18 protein-coding genes and 2 riboswitches are annotated in these 19894 nt (G+C 47.1%); of the genes, 9 read left to right on the top strand and 9 right to left on the bottom strand.

What is annotated here, in order from left to right; genetic code table 11:
• Positions 1 to 6: 6 nt before the first annotated feature.
• Complete coding sequence (fdnG, locus tag ABD980_RS10990; RefSeq protein WP_345371701.1) at positions 7 to 3069, bottom strand: formate dehydrogenase-N subunit alpha; 3063 nt, start codon at positions 3067 to 3069, stop codon at positions 7 to 9.
• 134 nt (positions 3070 to 3203) lie between these two features.
• On the opposite strand from fdnG, the gene dtd reads away from it, so the two are divergent.
• Positions 3204 to 3644 carry a D-aminoacyl-tRNA deacylase gene (gene dtd, locus ABD980_RS10995; protein WP_345371703.1) on the top strand — a complete coding sequence of 147 codons (441 nt, stop codon included), beginning with the start codon at positions 3204 to 3206 and terminating at the stop codon, positions 3642 to 3644.
• A gap of 17 nt (positions 3645 to 3661) precedes the next feature.
• Here dtd and ABD980_RS11000 read toward each other — a convergent pair whose 3' ends face one another.
• Positions 3662 to 4981, bottom strand: coding sequence for a ferredoxin reductase family protein (locus ABD980_RS11000; RefSeq protein WP_345371705.1), 1320 nt, complete (start codon positions 4979 to 4981; stop codon positions 3662 to 3664).
• A gap of 196 nt (positions 4982 to 5177) precedes the next feature.
• Positions 5178 to 5272, top strand: a riboswitch (SAM-I-IV-variant riboswitch).
• 18 nt (positions 5273 to 5290) lie between these two features.
• Positions 5291 to 5357: riboswitch (SAM riboswitch) on the top strand.
• A 2-nt stretch (positions 5358 to 5359) separates the two neighbouring features.
• Here ABD980_RS11000 and ABD980_RS11005 point away from each other — a divergent pair.
• Entirely contained in the window at positions 5360 to 5617 is a 258-nt protein-coding gene (locus ABD980_RS11005; RefSeq protein ID WP_260649673.1) for a hypothetical protein, read from the top strand.
• A gap of 58 nt (positions 5618 to 5675) precedes the next feature.
• On the opposite strand, the gene ABD980_RS11010 is transcribed toward ABD980_RS11005, so the two are convergent.
• On the bottom strand, positions 5676 to 7022 hold the full coding sequence (locus ABD980_RS11010; protein WP_345371708.1) for an alanine/glycine:cation symporter family protein: 1347 nt from the start codon (positions 7020 to 7022) through the stop codon (positions 5676 to 5678).
• A gap of 120 nt (positions 7023 to 7142) precedes the next feature.
• Positions 7143 to 7337 carry a YgaP-like transmembrane domain gene (locus tag ABD980_RS11015; protein ID WP_260649671.1) on the bottom strand — a complete coding sequence of 65 codons (195 nt, stop codon included), beginning with the start codon at positions 7335 to 7337 and terminating at the stop codon, positions 7143 to 7145.
• 113 nt (positions 7338 to 7450) lie between these two features.
• On the opposite strand from ABD980_RS11015, the gene ABD980_RS11020 reads away from it, so the two are divergent.
• From ABD980_RS11020 to ABD980_RS11030, 3 genes are read left to right on the top strand one after another with little or no spacing between them, the layout of a single operon-like run.
• Positions 7451 to 8791, top strand: coding sequence for an NAD(P)/FAD-dependent oxidoreductase (locus ABD980_RS11020; RefSeq protein ID WP_345371711.1), 1341 nt, complete (start codon positions 7451 to 7453; stop codon positions 8789 to 8791).
• Between the two features lie 11 nt (positions 8792 to 8802).
• Entirely contained in the window at positions 8803 to 9156 is a 354-nt protein-coding gene (locus tag ABD980_RS11025; protein WP_260649669.1) for a DUF5368 domain-containing protein, read from the top strand.
• Between the two features lie 18 nt (positions 9157 to 9174).
• Positions 9175 to 9549, top strand: a complete 375-nt coding sequence (locus tag ABD980_RS11030; protein ID WP_300648062.1) for a DsrE family protein — start codon at positions 9175 to 9177, stop codon at positions 9547 to 9549.
• A 45-nt stretch (positions 9550 to 9594) separates the two neighbouring features.
• Here the strand turns inward: ABD980_RS11030 and ABD980_RS11035 are convergent, their stop codons facing one another.
• Complete coding sequence (locus tag ABD980_RS11035) at positions 9595 to 10512, bottom strand: LysR family transcriptional regulator (RefSeq protein ID WP_345371713.1); 918 nt, start codon at positions 10510 to 10512, stop codon at positions 9595 to 9597.
• Positions 10513 to 10629: 117 nt separating this feature from the next.
• Here ABD980_RS11035 and ABD980_RS11040 point away from each other — a divergent pair, with 117 nt between their 5' ends.
• The 3 genes from ABD980_RS11040 (at position 10630) to ABD980_RS11050 (ending at position 12979) form a co-directional block, all read left to right on the top strand.
• A complete protein-coding gene (locus ABD980_RS11040; RefSeq protein WP_300648066.1) occupies positions 10630 to 10980 on the top strand; it encodes a DMT family transporter in 351 nt (116 codons plus the stop codon).
• Positions 10977 to 11297 carry an SMR family transporter gene (locus ABD980_RS11045; protein ID WP_300648068.1) on the top strand — a complete coding sequence of 107 codons (321 nt, stop codon included), beginning with the start codon at positions 10977 to 10979 and terminating at the stop codon, positions 11295 to 11297. Before ABD980_RS11040 ends, ABD980_RS11045 begins: the two co-directional genes overlap by 4 nt.
• Before the next feature lie 107 nt (positions 11298 to 11404).
• On the top strand, positions 11405 to 12979 hold the full coding sequence (locus ABD980_RS11050) for a phospholipase D family protein (protein ID WP_345371715.1): 1575 nt from the start codon (positions 11405 to 11407) through the stop codon (positions 12977 to 12979).
• A 28-nt stretch (positions 12980 to 13007) separates the two neighbouring features.
• Here the strand turns inward: ABD980_RS11050 and ABD980_RS11055 are convergent, their stop codons facing one another.
• From ABD980_RS11055 to pdxR, 3 genes are all read right to left on the bottom strand, one after another.
• Entirely contained in the window at positions 13008 to 14696 is a 1689-nt protein-coding gene (locus tag ABD980_RS11055) for an FMN-binding glutamate synthase family protein (protein ID WP_345371717.1), read from the bottom strand.
• A 51-nt stretch (positions 14697 to 14747) separates the two neighbouring features.
• Positions 14748 to 16202: an NADP-dependent succinate-semialdehyde dehydrogenase gene (gabD, locus tag ABD980_RS11060; RefSeq protein WP_300648575.1), complete on the bottom strand. Its 1455-nt coding sequence runs from the start codon at positions 16200 to 16202 to the stop codon at positions 14748 to 14750.
• Between the two features lie 104 nt (positions 16203 to 16306).
• The gene (pdxR, locus tag ABD980_RS11065) at positions 16307 to 17791 is read right to left on the bottom strand and encodes a MocR-like pyridoxine biosynthesis transcription factor PdxR (RefSeq protein ID WP_345371719.1); all 1485 of its coding nucleotides are present in this window, start codon (positions 17789 to 17791) and stop codon (positions 16307 to 16309) included.
• Positions 17792 to 17920: 129 nt separating this feature from the next.
• Between pdxR and gabT the strand changes: the two genes are divergently transcribed.
• Complete coding sequence (gene gabT / locus ABD980_RS11070; RefSeq protein WP_345371721.1) at positions 17921 to 19189, top strand: 4-aminobutyrate--2-oxoglutarate transaminase; 1269 nt, start codon at positions 17921 to 17923, stop codon at positions 19187 to 19189.
• A gap of 36 nt (positions 19190 to 19225) precedes the next feature.
• Here the strand turns inward: gabT and ABD980_RS11075 are convergent, their stop codons facing one another.
• Positions 19226 to 19894, bottom strand: a complete 669-nt coding sequence (locus ABD980_RS11075; protein ID WP_345371723.1) for a class I SAM-dependent methyltransferase — start codon at positions 19892 to 19894, stop codon at positions 19226 to 19228.

The raw sequence follows: 19894 nt of genomic DNA on the forward strand, positions 1-19894 counted from the left end.
GACTCCTTACACCTTTTCCACGTTGACTAAGAAGGATTTGAACTCGGGGGTTTGCGAGTTACCGTCTCCAACAAAAGGAGTCAGTGTATTCGCCAAGAACCCGGGTTTAGTAATCCCAGCAAAGCCCCAGTGAATGGGGATACCAATCTGATGTACCCGTTTGCCATCAATATCTAGACCACGAATACGCTTAGTGACCACCGCCTTGGCTTTGATATAGCCACGATTGGAGGAAACTTTTACCGTATCGCCTTCTTTGATGCCCAGTTCTCCCGCTAGCTCTGCTCCAATCTCCACAAACTGCTGCGGCTGAATGATCGCGTTGAGCTGCACGTGCTTAGTCCAGTAATGGAAATGCTCGGTTAGACGGTATGTGGTGCCCACATAAGGGAACTGATCGGATTTTCCGAACTGTGCCCAGTCGTCTTTAAACACGCGTGCGGCAGGATTGCTTGTAGCTTTATCATTGTCTTTAAACAATGGGTTATAGCCAAGCGGGGTCTCAAAGGGTTCGTAGTGAACGGGGAATGGACCTTCGGCCATGCCTTTGCGTGCAAAGAAACGGGCCACGCCTTCGGGGTTCATAATAAATGGCCCCATTCCATCACGTGGGGTTTCATCGGCCTTAAAGTCAGGCACATCCGCCCCTGTCCATTTTTTACCATCCCAATGGATCAATGAACGCGTTGGATCAAACGGCTTACCGTCCAGGTCACACGAAGCACGGTTATAAAGCACACGACGGTTAGCTGGCCATGCCCAAGCCCAGTTTAGGGTTTGACCCACGCCAGTCGGATCGCTATTGTCGCGACGTGCCATCATGTTGCCGGCTTCAGTCCAGGAACCTGCATAAATCCAGCAACCACCTAAGGTAGAGCCATCATCACGCATCTCACCAAAGCCAGAAAGCTGCTCACCCGCTTTGCGGATAATATCACCATTGGCATTACGTAAATCCACCAAAGCACGACCGTTTAGCTCTTTGGCTAGCTCTTCGGCGGTTGGGTGATTTGGGTTAGAGTAAGGCCAGTACAGATTCAGAATTGGATCTGGGTATGCCCCGCCCTCTTTTTCGTAAAGCGCACGGATGTTTTGATAAAGCAGCGCCATGATTTCAATGTCGGTTTTGGCTTCCCCTGGGGGTTCTGCCGCTTTCCAGTGCCATTGCAACCATCGACCTGAGTTCACCAATGCACCTTCCTCCTCTGCAAAACAAGAGGTAGGCAAGCGGAAGACTTCTGTTTGAATGTCTTCAGTTTTTACATCGTTGTACTCACCAACATTTCGCCAGAATTCAGAGGTCTCTGTCACTAATGGATCCATGATCACCATGTATTTTAGTTTAGAGAAGCCTTTGAGTAGCTTAGCTTTGTTCGGTGCTGCGGCTAATGGGTTAAAGCCCTGACAAATGTAGCCATTGACCTTGCCTTGGTTCATGAGCTCATAGGTCTGTAGCATATCGTACAGCTTATCGAGCTTTGGCAAATAATCAAAAGCAAAGTTATTGTCAGCATGTGCATGATCACCCCACCAGGCTTTCATCAAGCTGACGTGGAATTTTTTGTAGTTACTCCAGTAACTAAGCTGGTTAGGACGTAACTGTTTAGGCGCACGCGCCGCAATATAGGCATCAAAGTCTTGCTCGGCCTCGTTTGGCAACGTCATGTAGCCAGGCAGCAAGTTTGACATTAAACCCAAGTCGGTTAGGCCTTGGATGTTGGAGTGACCACGCAACGCGTTCATACCACCACCCGCGATACCGATGTTACCTAGTAACAACTGCATCATGGCGCCTGTACGAATGATTTGGGAGCCAATCGAGTGCTGTGTCCAACCAAGCGCATACAAAATCGTCCCCGCACGATCAGGGGTTGACGTAGACGCGAGCAGCTCACAGACCTGATTAAATTTATCAATCGGCGTACCACAGACGCGATTCACCATTTCTGGCGTATAGCGCTCGTAGTGTTTTTTCAATAGCTGATAAACGCAACGAGGGTGTTGTAGAGTGCGGTCCACCACAACCATACCGTCTTCGTCACGCTCATAATCCCACGAGTCTTTGTTATACGTACGATTTTCCTCGTCATAGCCGGAGAAAATCCCGTCCTCGAAGTCAAAATCTTCGCGCACCACAAAGCTAAAGTCCGTGTAATTACGCACGTACTCGTGTTGGATTTTGTCGTTATCTAATAAGTATTTGATCACACCGCCCAAGAACACAATATCGGTTCCGGTACGAATGGGCGCGTACAAGTCCGCCACAGAAGCAGAGCGTGTAAAGCGCGGATCAACCACAATCAGTTTTGCATTGTTATGAGCTTTGGCTTCAGTAACCCATTTAAACCCGCAAGGGTGAGCTTCTGCTGCGTTACCGCCCATAATTAAGACCACATCGGCGTTTTTGATGTCGACCCAATGGTTCGTCATCGCACCTCGGCCAAACGTCGGGGCAAGACCTGCCACCGTCGGACCGTGTCAAACGCGTGCTTGGTTATCGAATGCCAACATCCCCAGCGTACGAACTACTTTGTGGGTGATGTAACCCACCTCGTTACTACTGGCAGAGGCAGCAAGCATACCTGTGGTTGTCCAACGGTTTACGGTTTTGCCGTCATCCGTCTTTTCCACAAAGTTGGCATCGCGGTCCTCTTTCATGAGTTTAGCGATACGGGTTAGGGCCTCATCCCAAGAGATACGCTGCCACGTATCGGAACCGGGCGCGCGGTACTCGGGATATTTAAGACGGTTCGGACTGTGGATAAAATCAACCAAACCTGCACCTTTAGGACAGAGTGTCCCGCGGTTAACAGGGTGATCATGGTCCCCTTCGATGTGCACAACACTTGGTTTGGCGTTCATCGCGCCATCACCTAGGCTATACAGTAAAATTCCACAGGCTACCGAACAATAAGGACAGGTGCTGCGGGTTTCGACCATGCGTGTCAATTTGTATTGACGCGCCGCTGCTACGGCAGGCGTTGGTGCTACCCCTAGCATGGCCAAGCTTGACCCGGCTAGTGTTCCCCCTGTTACCTTAAAAAACTGGCGCCGACTCATGTTATTCATGGACGCTCTCCAACAAAGGTAATCAATAATACATTCCGAGACAGACAGGTTTTGTTCGCTGTAACGAAGTCTGTCACATTATGTTTATTGTACCCTTAATGTCTACAACACCATATAAAGCAAGGTATATAACGATGATTTGTCTAGTGCAACGCGTAAAAAAAGCAAAAGTGATGATAAATGAAAGACTTACTGGGGAAATCGGTGCAGGGCTTTTGGTTTTTGCTTGTGCTGAGCCCACAGACACCCCCGCAACAATTGACAAAATGTTGCAAAAAATTATCTCTTTAAGAATTTTTAGTGATATAGACGGAAAAATGAATCAGAATATTGGGCAAATTGGTGGGGGACTTTTACTGGTAAGCCAGTTTACCCTAGCCGCAGACACCCGTCGTGGGAATCGACCTAGCTTTACCCAGGCCGCCCCACCCGCCCAAGCCAAAGCACTATTTGATTTGTTTGTTACTCAAGCCAAGGCGATCCACCCTATCGTGGAAACGGGACAGTTTGGTGCGGATATGCAGGTCCATCTTATTAATGATGGTCCGGTAACAATTCCTCTGCATATCAATTGACAACTAACGAACTCTCATTATCGCATTTGGAACGCTTCGCTATGAATAGTGAGCTGCTCACGATCAAAGTTTTGTTTTAGTGTTGCTTCAAGCGCGTGCAACAAGCCTGTGGGGCCGCAAAACCAAAGCTCATAGTTTTGTGTGGTAGACATGGTTGACATCAGTAGTTCGGGCGTTAAGCGCTGCCCTTTAGCACTCTCATGGATTGATAAGTGAATAGTAGGTAACTGCGCCGCTAATTGCTGCAAATAATGGCAGGCTGCGCTGTCCTCGGCTCTATCAATACAATAGTGCAACTGAGCAGTCACCGCTTGAGGCTGCATGATCAAAGCTTCTAGCCAAGCAATAAATGGGGTAATACCAATGCCGCCGGCAATCCAAATTTGCTCGCGCTGAAGGTTAATACGATCTAATGCAAACTGACCATACGGCCCCTCTATCTCAAAAAACATATGAGGACGCATCTTTGCTGCCATTTTCTGCGTATAGTCGCCCAACGCCTTAATACGAAAATCAATATGACCATCAGCATGTGGAGCACTTGCGATCGTGAAAGGATGCGCCCCTTCTTGGCGATCAAAACAAATAAAAGCAAACTGCCCTGGCTGGTGATTAGGCCAACGCGCATCAACTTGCGCACGCAAAAATAAGACCTGATCTTGGCCCAGCTCGCACTGAACAACCTGCGCTAAATAACGATGTTTCATCCCTATTCGCTGGGTTAGAGCCTGCCATGCACCATATAGCCCCAACCCCAACATCGTCACTAGCCCAAAGCCTATGGGTTGTGTCCAATATGACAACGGCATTAAAACCAACGCGTGAAAGCCCACCATTAAAAACAACACGGGCATAATACGATGCAAATGTCGCCAAAACTTATAGGGGAAAGAGCGCCAAAGCGTCAATACCAGCATAATAATAGCAGCATATATTGCCCATTCCCCAAGAGACTTAGCTAACGATTTATAGTCAGAAAAAAAAGAAAGCAATGGGGTTTTAGTAGCTCGGTTGGCATTACCAATCAAAGCAACAATAAGAGGCTTTGATAATTTAATTAACCAATGACTCACCGCAAATAAAACAGCCCAAATCCCTGCCCATTTATGCAGCTGATAGACCTGATCCATGCCCCCTACCCAACGCTCCGCCCATACAGGACGTGTCGCCAAAAGCATTACTAATCCCATTAAGGCAAATGAAACAACACCGGTGTAATACAAGAGATAATTTCGCCACTGCCATAATAAATCACCACCTGCAATGGGATGCATAAAAGCGTCCAAGGCCCATAAAATACTAAATAAAGCAATAAAAGCGATGAGAACCTTTTTCATTTAATCAGCCTTAAAATAACTATTTATTATTTTACAAAGATACCTCATCTCTCATGAATACATCATGAATTAAATTATCAAACAACTTTAATTCCAGATAAAAAAACAATAATAAAAACAATTATTATTTACAATATAGCCAGCAGTATGATGACACCTACGCTTGACAACCGGTTTTATTTACCGTTATAGTGTTTTTATGCATTACGAGTTGGGGTTACCCCCCATGCCAACCTGTGACCCACACAAGGTGGACAAATAATGCGGCATTACGCAACCAATGGGATATCGCTGCCCGCTGTTGCGGGCTTTTTTTATGGGTTTTTTATACCGACTTGCTCACCCTGCATGGTGCTAAAGAGCTAAAAAGGAAATACCATGTCTTATCAGTTCGAAATCGATGGCCAAACGTTTACGGGAAGCGTAGTTCCTGGATCCAGCTATATGCACATTACCCATGTGGATAGCAACCAATTTATCGGCGCGTTTCAACCAGACGCCCCCTCTTTATTTGGCCCACGTCCCTCGGGCGCATGGCGTAGCATTGGTCAAAACACATGCTTGAGCTTATTAGAAAAAATTCAGCCTATGGTGGCAGAGCTTTGCAAACAGCGTATTATTAATCGCTACCGCTAATACCGAATACGTTTCTTAAGTAAAAAGCTCGGCATATTACCGAGCTTTTTACTAGGTTTTAGTGATGCTGAGAAAAATACGCTTTGGTCAGTTTAAATACAACCGGACTAAGCAATAACAATGCGATAAGATTCGGCACCGCCATTAACGCATTTAACGTATCTGCCACTAGCCATAAACTGGCTAAGTCCATACCAGGCCATGTCCCAATAGGAATGACCACCACCCAAATCAAGCGAAAAGGTAGATTGGATTTCTCCCCAAACAAAAACTGTGCGCATTTCTCACTATAAAAACTCCACCCGATAATAGTAGTAAAAGCAAAAAGAGCAACACCGATACTCACAATGTAACGCCCAATTTCTCCTAGCCCCTGAGAAAACGCATAGGCGGACAAAGTGGCTCCATTTTCCCCGCTTTGCCATGCGCCTGTCACCACAATCACTAAAGCGGTAATAGTACAAACAACGATTGTGTCTAAAAACGTCCCCAACATGGCGACCGTGCCTTGACGAATAGGACTATCCGTTTGCGCGGTAGCATGCGCAATGGGTGCACTTCCCAGCCCAGCCTCATTGGAAAAAATCCCGCGAGCCACACCAAAACGGATGGCTGCCCACACCGTGGCACCCATAAAACCACCGCTGGCTGCTGTAGGGTTAAAAGCATGATAAAGAATTAGCCCCACCGCTTCGGGGATGCGATCAATATGCAATATCAATACTAATAAACCGCCACCTACATAAAATAGCGCCATCACCGGAACGAGCTTACCGGCCACCTCGCCAATGCGCTTAATACCCCCTAGCAGTACCAACCCAACCAGCCCAGCAATGATAAAACCACTGAACAAAGGTGGAACGCTAAACGTAGACTGCATCACATCCGCTACTGAGTTTGCTTGAATACTGTTACCTATACCAAAACCGGCCAACATTCCAAAAACAGCAAAAATCACCCCTAACCATTTCCAGTTTTTCCCAAGGCCGTTACGAATGTAATACATTGGGCCACCCACATAATGCCCATTTTTATCAACTTCACGAAAATGCACGGCTAAAGCGGCCTCACTGAATTTTGTCGCCATACCAATGAGTGCGATAAGCCACATCCAAAAAATCGCGCCTGGTCCCCCGTAATAAATAGCTGTCGCAACCCCTGCAATATTCCCAGTACCAATCGTGGCAGACAAGGCGGTCATCAACGCATTAAAAGGGCTGATATCCCCCTGCTCTGTGCTACGTCGCCCTTGCCAGAGCATTCTGAACCCATAGCCCAGTTTACGCTGCGGCATAAAACCTAAGCCAACAGTAAGAAACAAACCTGTTCCCGCCAATAACATCAGCATGGGTGATCCCCATGCAATCGCATTAATTGCATGTATCCATTCAATGAGCTTTTCCATGCGTTTTCTCCTTACGCCTTGCTGTAGGCCACCAAATAAACCATCGATACTACCCCTTTTAGACACGAAAAAAAAGACTGCATACAGCAGTCTTTTGACGTAAGAAGAAAACGATTGTGGTTATTTATTTTTTAACGGACAAGTGTTAAGCCCCAACAAAGGATACAAAGGGCAGTAACCCATTAAACCCGTAACTAAAGGCACTACGCCAATCCAGCCCCATAAGCCAATCGTGCCAGTAAAAGTTAAAAGCAGCAATACAACCCCCACTAAAATACGCAGGACCTTATCAATACCACCTACATTCTTTTTCATAATCATCCCTTTAGAAAAAAGCTAACACCCATCATTATATCTTAATATATAATATATAAACAATATATATAAATAGTTTAATTATTTATGATCGTCTGGCCTAAAGGAAAGCAATGTCTCAGCTAACTCCTCCCACTCTTCAACGCATGAATCGCCGCACCTTTCTCCAATTGAGTGCATTAACGGCGAGCAGCTCCACGCTTCTTTTTCAAAAAGCAGAGGCACACACGCCAAAAAAAATCCCTACCCAAGCACGCATTGTGATCGCCGGAGCAGGCGCCGCCGGCTTGACCGCTGCCAATCAGCTAGCACAACGCCTAGAAGGCGCAACGATCACGCTGGTTGATGCGCGCCAAGCCCACTACTATCAGCCGGGTTTTACTCTTGTGGCGGCGGGGATTAAACCCGCCTCTTATGTACAAAGCCGCACCGCACAATATGTGCCGAAAAATGTGAATCTCATTAACGAGGCCGTAGCGGAGTTTGACCCCGAGGCGCATCACATCACCACACAAAGTGGAAAAAAACTGCCTTATGATTATTTAATTGTGGCCACCGGCTTGCAGCTAGATTATGACGCCATTGAGGGCATGGACACTTCGCGCATTGGCACTCTTGGGCTCGGTAGCATGTATCATAGCCCCGAAAAAGCACAAGCTACGTGGGAGCTTCTCGATCAGTTTGCCGATACAGGGGGCATAGGTGTTTTTTTACGTCCTGATACCGAAATGAAATGTGCCGGCGCACCACTTAAATACACTTTTATCTGCGAAGACCATTTAGTCCGTCGAGGCCATCGAGACAAAGCCCAGCTTATTTATAACTCGAACAACCACGTTTTATTTAGCGTTCCTATTGTGCATGAAAAAGTCCGTATGCTCTTTGAAGAGCGCAATATTGCCATGCATTACCAACGCATGCTGTCCGCTATAGATATTGATAAACAAATCGCCACTTTTACCACTCCTGATGGCCCTATAACACTTGATTATGACTTTATTAACGTAATTCCCCCCATGCGTGCGGCTTCTGCAATACAGCACAGTCCGCTCCCATGGCAATCCGGTCCTTGGGCTCGAGATGGCTGGGTCGAGGTCGACCCAAATACCCTACGCCATACCCGCTACCCGAATGTATTTGCTGTGGGCGACATTGCTGGTGTTCCTAAAGGCAAGACGGCAGCCAGCGTTAAGTGGCAAGTTCCCGTCGCCATAGACCATTTAATTGCCGATATCCAAGGTACTGTTTCGACCGCTTTTTATGATGGCTATACTTCCTGCCCCATGATTACCCGCTTAGGGCGTGCCATGTTGGTCGAGTTTGATTACCACAACAATCTTGCTCCCTCTTTTCCCGGCATTATCGCCCCCTTAGAGGAATTATGGGTAAGCTGGGTGATGAAAACTATGGCACTCAAGCCTACTTATATCAGTATGTTGCGCGGACGCGCGTAAAGGAGACCGCTATGCAATCTCTTGACCCCTTTGTCTTTATCGCTGTGTTTCAAGAAATGTTAGGCCCAATGCTTTGGGTTTTGTTACTGCTTGTAATCGGCGGGACCATTGCGTTTATCGCTCTACTTTTAAAAGAAAAACACATCGTATCGCAACGTTTGGTTAACTCTCAATTAATAGGGCTCGTCGGCGGTGTGTTAGCCTTAATCCTAATGGCCAAAGTCTCCTCATCAGGGTTTACCGATGCAGCCGGCCCCATCGACTGGTTGTTAATTGCCGGCGTCTTTGGGCTTGGTCTAATTGGAACAACCATTTTAAGCTATACCCTTAGCGGTTGGCTCAAACCGCACTCTTGCTCTCGTTAATACTATTTAGGAATTTTTATGCAAACCACTGATTTTGTTGCTACGTTATTTGATGGTCCCCAAGGCGACCTAAGCAAAATAACCATTGGGCTGACCATGGCTGTGAATGCTGCACGCAAAGGTCATAGCTGCACTATTATTTTGATGGCTGATGCCGTTTTACTGGGTAAGCCCAATGCCACCGACCCTATTGATATTGGCCCGGCTTTTAAACCCGCTAAAGATTTACTGGAGGAATACCTGAGTCTAGGTGGGAAAATCGCTGTATGCAGCTCATGCATGAAACATAACAACATGAGCGAAGCCGATTTAGACCCACAATACCTCTGCATTACGGCCAGTGATGTGATTGATCTCACCATGAATGCTAAAGGCACATTACAAATCGCCTAAACTTTATTTAACGCGACAGTGGCTCAACCCTGTCGCGTTACCACATCAGCGTAATAAGGACTCGGAGCTAATCTCTAACATCGCTGCTGCTACCAATTCATTCACTTCTGACAACAAGTTTTTTTGCGGCCCCGCCGCAACTAATACCTCGCGGCTATAAACCAAATACGGATAACCCGTTACCATCAGCCCATGACGTAAAGTGGTCAGCTCTTGAGCATCCCGTTGCTCTAACTGCAATAAAGGCTCAGGCACGTAGCCCCAGCCTAACCCATCTCGGATAGCATCTCGCACTAGCTCAAAGCTACTTAAAGCAATGCGCTCACTGCCTACATGCTCCAGATGAAATCGCTCCTGATTAGAACTATCCATATAGGTGATTTGCGCCAGCGAGCGTAAATCGGTATCTGTGACATGCTGGAGACGACTTAAAGGGTGATCATGAGCAATCATCATACGCATCACTACCCTGCCTAACACCCGACGGTGCAAACCATCGGCCGGATCATATAAATTTTCTGAAATGCCGTAAGCAATGTCCAATTGTTGTTGACGGACTAAATCGGGCAACTCATCAGAGGAAGCAAAACGCATGCTTAGACTTAAGTGGGGATAGCGCTGCCGTAGCTGTAAAATAATATGCCGCCAAAAGGCTTCAGATAACGCATCATCTCGGCCAATTCGTAACTCTTGACGCTGTGTATGATCACCAATTAAGCAGCGTTGCTTAATACCCAAACTCAGACTTAAGAGCCGATGGCAATCATCCAGAATGCTTTCTCCTATGGCAGAAAGCTGCAAGCTATTTCCAGTACGTTCAAATAATTTTACGCCTAGCTCATCTTCCAAGGCGGAAATCGCCATACTAACTGTGCTACGTCTACGCCCTAATGAAAGTGCAGCTTTAGCAATGGAGCCTAATCGAGCTGTGGCTACAAAATACTCAATATGTTCTATACGCATCCGAACCCTGGCTCCGCCGTCAAAAATTTTGTCTCTCAGTGATTTGGTACTGTAATAAAAACCTTATACCATAAAGAGGTGTTTATTATATGGAGCGTTCTAAACCGAACGATTTTTATGCATTGGGTCTTTTTGACACTCGCAATTGTAGGTGAAGTAGTTGGCACTTCACTCATGAAGGTTTTTGTCAGCGAAGGATATTTACTCGCTGGTACTATCATCGCCATGTTGGCAGTCGGTCTATCTTATCTGTTTTTAAGTCGAGCCACCATACGTATACCCGTTACTTTTGCTAACGCCGCGTGGGAAGGTATAGGCATGGTGCTGATCGCTTTTGTTTCTTATTTGTGGCTGCAAGAGCAAATCTCCATGATTCAAGCAACAGGTATTGTGTTGTCTTTGATCGGGATTGCCGTCATTCATCGTGGCTACCAACAAGAAGAGGAACTTGAACAGGAGGCTGTGTGAGCATTCACTTTGCCTTCTTATTGAGCTCTGTCGTGCTAGATGTGTTAGCCAATCTGGCTTTGGCTATCTCAAACGGCTTTAAAAAGAAAGTCTGGGGCGTCGCCGCTATTGTACTGATTATGGCGGCTTTTGCTCTTTTAGCTATTGCCGTTCAAGGTATGCCTCTTTTTGTGGCGTATACAGCTTGGGGGGTGCTATCCATTGCTGGAACCGCTTTAGCCACATGGTGGTTTTTAGACCAACCCATGAATCGTACTATTGTCTTTGGGATTATGCTTTTAATTTTAGCCATCCTATTAATGCAAGTTGATGGTTAATTTTCACAAAAACATGATGGTTACGCCTAAGCCGCCTAGATTTCTTATCTAGGCGGTTTTTTTCGTTTATGATCTAAAACCACACCCTCTCTTCTTGGCTGATAGTTATGTTTCATCGACGACCGCTGTTACCTGCTTTTTATAAACACCGCCTTGCCACTATCTGTGCCTCGGTAGCGTTTATCTCTGGCTGCGCTTTACCCCCTTTGTCTGAACGCACTCCTAGTCAAGCCATTTCAGCCGAAGAGGCGGCTAACACTCGACTTGGGCAAGCGCTACAACCTTTAATTAATGCACACCCTGGCCTGAGCGGTGTTCGAGCGTTACCCGATGCGCATGATGCTTTTGCCGTACGTGCTTTGCTGATTCATGCTGCAGAAAAATCCCTAGATGTGCAATATTACATTTGGCGTGCCGACACTACCGGAATGATGCTTTTACAGAACCTGCACAATGCGGCGGAGAGAGGGGTACGTGTTCGCCTTTTGCTCGATGACAATGGGATCCGCAAGCTTGATCGTGAGCTCGCTCTGCTGAATACGCACCCCAATTTTGAGGTGCGTTTATTTAACCCTTTTGTCATACGCCGCCCCAAAGCTATTGGTTATCTGACCGATTTTTACCGCTTAAATCACCGCATGCACAATAAGTCTTTTACAGTGGATAATATGGCCACGGTGGTAGGGGGACGTAATATTGGTGACGAATATTTTGGTGCTACGGATCAAACCTTGTTTGCGGATTTAGACGTATTAGCCTTTGGCGCCGTGGTACAAGACGTGTCTTACGATTTTGATCGCTACTGGGCTAGCCCGTTGGCCTACCCTATTGACCAAATCGTCAAGCTCAAACCTACCGATACCCTTGATGACCTGGATCTAGGTCAGGTGCTTAAACAAAACCCAGATCGCACACAGCGCTACTTACATGTTTTACGTGATACCGAGCTAGTCCAAGAACTACTGCAGCAGCGTCTTGACGTAGAGTGGGTCAAAACCGAAATGGTCAGTGACGATCCCATTAAAGCCGAGGGTAAAGCCAACGCTAAGCAAATGCTGTCCTACCAGTTGCACCATGCTATTGGTACCCCAGCGCTACAAGTTGATTTAATCTCGCCTTATTTTGTCCCAACAAAAACCGGTGTGCGCGGTTTTGAGCGTTTGCGCCAAAAAAACATTCCAGTTCGTATACTAACCAACTCATACGAAGCCACGGATGTAGCGGCGGTTCATGCCGGTTATATCAAACGACGTAAAGCCATGCTCCGTGCCGGTATAGAAATTTATGAGCTGAAAAAACTTTCGTCTGGTAACTTAAACAAAAAGGGCAAAAATCCTTTTGGCAGTTCTGGCTCCAGCCTACACGCTAAAACCTTTGCCATGGATGGGGAGCGTGTGTTTATTGGCTCATTTAACTTTGATCCACGCTCGGCCAACCTTAATACCGAACTCGGGTTTGTGATCCATAGCCCTACGTTAGCGCAAGAAATTTCCCGTTTATTTTCCGAGCGTATCCCTTATTCTAGCTATCGTTTAGCGCTCAATGAACACAACAAGCTAATATGGCTTGAACAAGAGGAAGATGGTTCGGTAATAACGCACACCACTGAGCCAGGCACAAGCCTATTTAGCCGCTGGTGGATGCGTTTTATGTCCAAGCTGCCCATCGAATGGATGCTCTAAATCGCCTTCCACCCATGGGCTATTTTATTTAAATATTGGTTTGTACGGGTTCAGCCGCCTCGTTTTTTTGAGGTAGTTGTGTATTGGTTAGACCTGACATGGCGGCACTTAAGCTATATTCGGGCTCAAAAGAGTCCGGGTTTGCCATTGGCCAACCCATTCTAAACACCGTTTGCCGGAACTCGTTGCGCAATAATTCGCCTTTTTCCAAATCCGGAAATAACGCAGATAATACACGTACCTCGCCATTTGCTATACGGCGCGCAATATGGTGTGGACGCAAATCAGATGGATGAGTCAACCCTGCCGCACGCAAAAGCTCGGCCAATGCTTTTAACGTATTGTTGTGGTAGCTCGCAACGCGTAATGACTTATCCGACACCACCAAGGCTTTTTGGCGAAGTGGATCTTGCGTGGTTACCCCTGTCGGGCATTTACCAGTATGACAGGTTAAGGCCTGAATACACCCAATAGCAAACATAAAGCCACGCCCACTGTTACACCAATCTGCCCCCAAAGCCATCACCCGAGCCATATCAAACGCACTGATGATTTTTCCTGAGGCGCCAATTTTGATGCGCTCGCGCATGCCTATCCCCACCAGCGTGTTATGTACTAAGCGCAAGCCTTCTAATAGGGGCACCCCGACGTGATTCATAAACTCAACAGGGGATGCGCCTGTGCCGCCCTCTGCCCCATCTACCACAATAAAGTCAGGGGTAATATCGGTTTTAAGCATGGCTTTAGCGATGGCAAACCATTCCCAAGCATGACCAATGGTTAGCTTAATTCCCACCGGCTTCCCACCAGAAAGCTCACGCAGCTGCGCGACAAACTGCAATAATTCCACGGGCGTTTTGAACGCACTATGCTGAGGCGGGGAAATACAATCCTGCCATACGGGAACATCACGCGCGGCGGCAATCTCAGGGGTGACTTTAGCCCCCGGTAAAATCCCCCCCTGCCCGGGCTTTGCCCCCTGAGACAACTTAATCTCGATCATTTTGACTTGAGGTTGCCGTGCTCGCTCGGCAAACCTTTCGGGAGAAAACTGCCCTTTTTCATCCCTACAACCAAAGTACCCAGAACCAATATTCCAAATTAAGTCGCCACCATATTTTTTATGGTAGTGACTGATCCCCCCCTCGCCCGTATCATGAGCAAAATTACCTAATACTGCGCCACGATTTAGTGCTAATACTGCATTTGCAGACAATGCCCCAAAGCTCATGGCAGAAATATTAAATACTGACAGGGAATACGGCTGAGTGCAGTCCGGCCCCCCAACCGTAATCCTAAAGTTAATGTCTTTGATTTGGCTGGGAAGCATAGAATGGTTAATCCACTCGTAGCCTGTGCTGTAAACATCCTGTTTGGTACCGAATGGTTGCTTGTCTTCTTGTTGCTTGGCTCTCTGATACACAAGAGAGCGATCTGCGCGTGAAAAAGGCAGCTCTTGATCATCCCCTTCCATAAAATACTGCCGGATTTCAGGACGAATAAACTCAAAGAAAAACCGTAAGTTGCCAATTACCGGATAATTACGACGAATCGCATGACGGGTTTGGGTTAAATCCACCACCCCAAGCAAGCTTAATGCGATAAAAGGCAGGGCTAGCACCCACCACCAGGCGTTTTGTAAGGCTAATAAGCTAAACACCACCGCAGCGAACAGCACCACATAAAACGCCGTATAGCGGGTGAGTAGACGTTGCATAAATCTCTCCAGCTGGACAAAAATCAAAATAACCTAAATGCTATTGTAAGTTTAAATACCGCCCATCAACATATATTTAATAACTAAATAGTCATCTAAGCCATAATGCGACCCCTCGCGTCCAAAGCCAGATTGTTTGACGCCCCCAAACGGAGCTGCTTCGTTAGAAAGCAAGCCACTATTAATTGCCACCATCCCGTATTCCAACGCCTCTGCCACACGCCAAACCCGCCCAATATCACGGCTATAAAAATAGGCTGCTAAGCCATATTCAGTTTGGTTAGCAAGCTCAATGACCTCGTCCTCGTTTTCAAAAGCAAAAACTGGCGCTAAAGGACCAAACGTTTCCTCGCGCGCGACTTTCATGGAAGACTTCATGTGCGTTAAGACCGTGGGCTCAAAAAACAAACCACCAAGCTCATGCGCCTTGCCTCCTAAGGCAATATGCGCTCCTTGAGCCACTGCGTCCTCAATGTGCTCTTTGACCTTTTCTACAGCAGCCTGATCAATGAGTGGCCCCTGAGTGACCTGCGCTTGTAGCCCATCACCTACTTTGAGCTGCGCCACTTTTGCCGTGAATTTTTCCACAAACGCATCGTACACACCCCGTTGTACATAAAGACGGTTTGCACATACGCAGGTTTGCCCCATATTGCGGAACTTACTCACTATCGCCCCTTCGACGGCAGCATCTATATCGGCATCATCAAAGACGATAAATGGGGCATTTCCCCCTAATTCTAAAGAGATTTTTTTAATTTGAGGTGCAGCCTGTGCCATCAATAACCGGCCAATATCCGTAGAGCCGGTAAAACTGATTTTGCGCACAATATCATTGCTGGTCATTTCCTCACCAATCGCCGAGGCAGAGCCCGTCACAATAGAAAAAACACCCTCTGGCACCCCAGCCTCTTGTGCCAACACCGCTAGCGCAAAAGCCGAATAAGGGGTTTGTGTTGCAGGCTTGACCACAATGGCGCAACCCGCTCCTAAGGCTGCACCCGCTTTGCGCGTAATCATTGAGGAAGGAAAATTCCATGGTGTTATGGCTGCACATACCCCCACTGGCTCTTTGATCACAACAATACGACGGTCATGTGCTGGCCCAGGGATCACATCCCCATAAGCACGCTTGCCTTCTTCGGCATACCACTCTAAATAGGATGCACCATAAGCAATTTCCCCTTTAGCTTCGGCTAAAGGCTTTCCTTGCTCTAAAGTCATAATGCGGGCTAAGTCATCTTGATGTGTCATCATCAAATCAAACCAACGCCGTAAAATCACAGCTCGCTCTTTGGCACTTAGGCGACGCCATTGTTTTTGCGCAGTGGCGGCCGCTTCAATGGCTCGGCGCGTTTCAGTCGCTCCCATTTTAGGAATGGTCCCTAGTACTGCACCCGTAGCGGGATTTCGGACCGCGATGGTCTCACCACTATCCGCATCTACCCACTGACCATTGATATACGCCTGCTGTTTAAATAAATCAGGGCGAGATAAATTCAACATAACTCCTCCAAACTCTGAAAACGGACTAAAAAAACACCTATTTTTATTATATTTTAGGGTTCCATTCTAAAATAGATTAACGGGTTTGTATATTTCTCTTCGTGCTAATCGCTCGCTATAGCGGACTGGATAATACTCACTAAACGCCTAAAATAGGGCTTAATTAATGCTTCATCTACGTTTGCATAACCCAACAGCAAGCCCGGCTTTGCGTTTTTATCCAAATAATATTTAGATAAAGGCCGCACCATCAAACCTATTGCTTGTGCGGCCTGGCTGATACGCACATCATCCGTTCCCACTGGCAAATGCACCACTAAATGCAACCCTGCCTCGTGATTAGACAAAGGCCAGTTTTCTCCTAGTGTTTCGGCAATGACCTCGCGCAATACACTTTGGCGACGGGCGTAATGCAAGCGCACCCGCCGCACATGCGCGGCATAATGCCCCTCGGTGATAAAATCACACAATACCGCCTGCTCGAGCAAACGCCCATCCCGATACAACTCGGAGACACCAGTGGCAAAATAACGCGTCAGGGTTTGAGGCAACACCATATAGCCTAAGCGCATTCCAGGAAACAAGGTTTTAGAAAATGTACCCATATAAATGACGCGATGATATTGATCTAAGCCCTGTAACGAAGCAATAGGCTGCCCTTCGAATCTAAACTCGCTGTCATAATCGTCCTCAATAATCCATGAGCCGTGTTGATACGCATACTCCAACAGCAGACGCCGTCTCGCTAAACTCATCACATGTCCTAAAGGATACTGGTGCGAAGGCGTCACAAATATCAATCGTGGGGGCTCACGCATTTGCTCTGCCGTAGGTGCTAAGCCTTCCTCATCCACCGCAATGGGCACCACTTTGAGCCCAGCCATTTTCAATACGGTACTTGCCCCCCAATAGCCGGGATTCTCCATCCATACCGTCATTCCTGGCTCAGCAAGCAAGTGAGCCGTTAAACTTAATGCTTGATGTAACCCAGAAATAAGCAACACGTGTTCTGCAGAGCCCCGCACACCCCGCGCTAAACGTAAATGCTCGATCAGTGCCTCACGTAACGGTAAATAGCCCGCTCCGTGCGCATACGTTAATAGCTCAGGCTTTGCGGTTTTCCAATGACGCCGTAAGAGCCGTAACCAGATTTGATTTGGAAATAACGATACATCCGGTACCCCCGCCACAAAGGGTTGCCATTGCTGTGGCGAAGCTTGCGCCCTACTGACCATTTCAATACCACGCGTCGATAGCTCCCAGTGTGGCACAGCGGTAGACAGGGTAAGCGTATCCACCGTTTCCACTTGCTGCTGAACTTGCACCGCTGCGGACACAAAAGTACCGCTTCCTGTATAGGACTCCACATAGCCTTCGGCTAATAGTTGCTCATAAGCCTGCACGACTGTATTTCTTGAAAGCCCACATTCTTGGGCTAATGTACGGCTTGCGGGAAGCTTTTCTCCTGCTTGCAGCACCCCATCTAAAATCAACTGGCTAAAAATACGGTACAGCTGCCGCGACAAAGTGCGTGCTGACTGACGATCCAAATGCTGCAGCACATACTCCGCTAAAGCACCCCCTTTCATTTCTTAACTCCTCTTTTCTGGCTTAAATCCAAAATGGACTGCCCAATTCTGCCATAAATGGCTCTTCATGTGGAACCAAGTTAACGATAAGCTATCTCTTACACCCTACTTCGTATAAGGAGACACCCCATGAAAAATGCCGATCTAGTCCAACGTAAAAATGCAGCGACCCCACGAGGCGTCGGTGTCATGTGTGACTTTTACGCTCAGTCCGCCGAAAATGCGGAAATCTGGGATGTGGAAGGGAAACGTTATATTGATTTTGCAAGTGGCATCGCTGTGCTTAACACCGGCCACCGTCATCCTCGCATCATCGCGGCCATAGAAAAACAATTACAACTTTTTACGCATACGGCGTATCAAATCATTCCCTATCAAAACTATATTGAATTAGCCGAAAAATTGAATACGTTGGTCCCTGGCGACTTTACTAAAAAAACCGCTTTTTTTACTACAGGCGTAGAAGCGGTAGAAAATGCTATTAAGATTGCACGTTACGCCACCCAGCGGCCCGCGATTATTTCATTTAGCAATGCGTTTCATGGAAGAACCTTTTTAGGGATGACGCTTACCGCTAAGGTCAACCCCTATAAAAAAGGTTTTGGTCCTTTAGCTTCGAATATTTATCACACCCCTTACCCGAATGCCTCGCTTGGAATCAGCGCAGAGCTCGCTAAAAAAGAACTGCTTAGCTTATTGAACACAACGGTGGATGCTGACCAGGTCGCCGCAATTATTATTGAACCCATTCAAGGGGAAGGAGGGTTTAATGTATGCCCCCCTGAGTTCATGGTGTTTTTACGTGAGCTCTGCGATGAGCATAGTATTTTACTGATCGCCGACGAGGTTCAAACCGGATTTGGTCGTACAGGTAAACTGTTCGCCATGGAGCACTACAGCGTTAAAGCCGATATCACAACCATGGCCAAAAGCCTGGCCGGCGGTATGCCGTTATCAGCCGTTTGCGGTCGTGCCGACATCATGGATGCTCCCGTCGCTGGCGGGCTTGGGGGCACCTACGCAGGCAACCCTCTGGCTATTGCCGCTGCCCTTGCTGTCATTGAGGTCATTGAAGAGGAAAATCTTTTAGCACGTGGTCACCAACTTGGCGAAAAACTGCAACAACGCTTACAAAGTCTACAAAAACAAGTCCCTACCATTTCCTCTATTCGTGGTCTGGGTGCCATGATAGCAGTAGAATTTCGTGATCCGAACACCCATGCTGCAGAGACAGCTCTTGTGAAAAAAATCCAAAACTATGCACTAGATAAAGGCTTAATATTATTAACATGCGGCCCAGAAGCCAATGTCATTCGTTTCTTATTTCCTTTAACTATCCCAGATGCCGTCATGGATGAGGCCTTAGATATTCTGGTTGAAGCCATTCAAAATAGTTAAACCTTTTAAGCGCCCTATCACAGGGCGCCATTTATCTTAAACCTCCCAATCAATCAACGCCCAACCTGTAGGCTGCTGATGCAAGCCTTTATTGCCAATAAAACGAAGCTGAGCGGCATAACCCTGCTGATATAAAATCCCCAAGATATATAAATACGAAGGCGTCGCTAACTGTGGTTGTTGCACAGGGTCTATATCTGGCCTAGCCCCAAAAGCAGGATTTAATGGATAGGTCAAATACACTCGACGCCTTGCCTGTTGGGTCAGTTTTTTGAGTGCCGCCGCCATATCCTCGACCAAAGTAGATCGCGAAGCAACCACCACATCGCAAACAGGCACATCCTGCCAATCATCTTCCCAGTCTTTACATAATGTTTTAACATTATGCGCCTGATAGTGTTGGGCATTCTCTTGTAGTTTGGCCAGCATACCCACACTGTAATCCAGCGCATACACCTGCCGTACATAAGGCGCGGCAAGTACCGCCACGGCCCCAGCACCACAGCCCACATCTAACAGGGTTTCTGTTTTTTGCAACGATAGTGCTTGTAATAAAGCGTGCGTATAAGCGTCCTCTAGCTGCCCTATCCCTATCTGCTGGGCTTTAGCATCCCATTTTTCTGGGCTAGAACGAGGTCGAGCTGCCAACTGCTTATGCTGTTTATACAAGGCCGCAAAGTCAATATCATGAATGGTTTTTAACAT

Origin of the sequence: Paenalcaligenes hermetiae (assembly GCF_039543645.1) — a bacterium.
GTDB lineage: Bacteria > Pseudomonadota > Gammaproteobacteria > Burkholderiales > Burkholderiaceae_B > Paenalcaligenes > Paenalcaligenes hermetiae.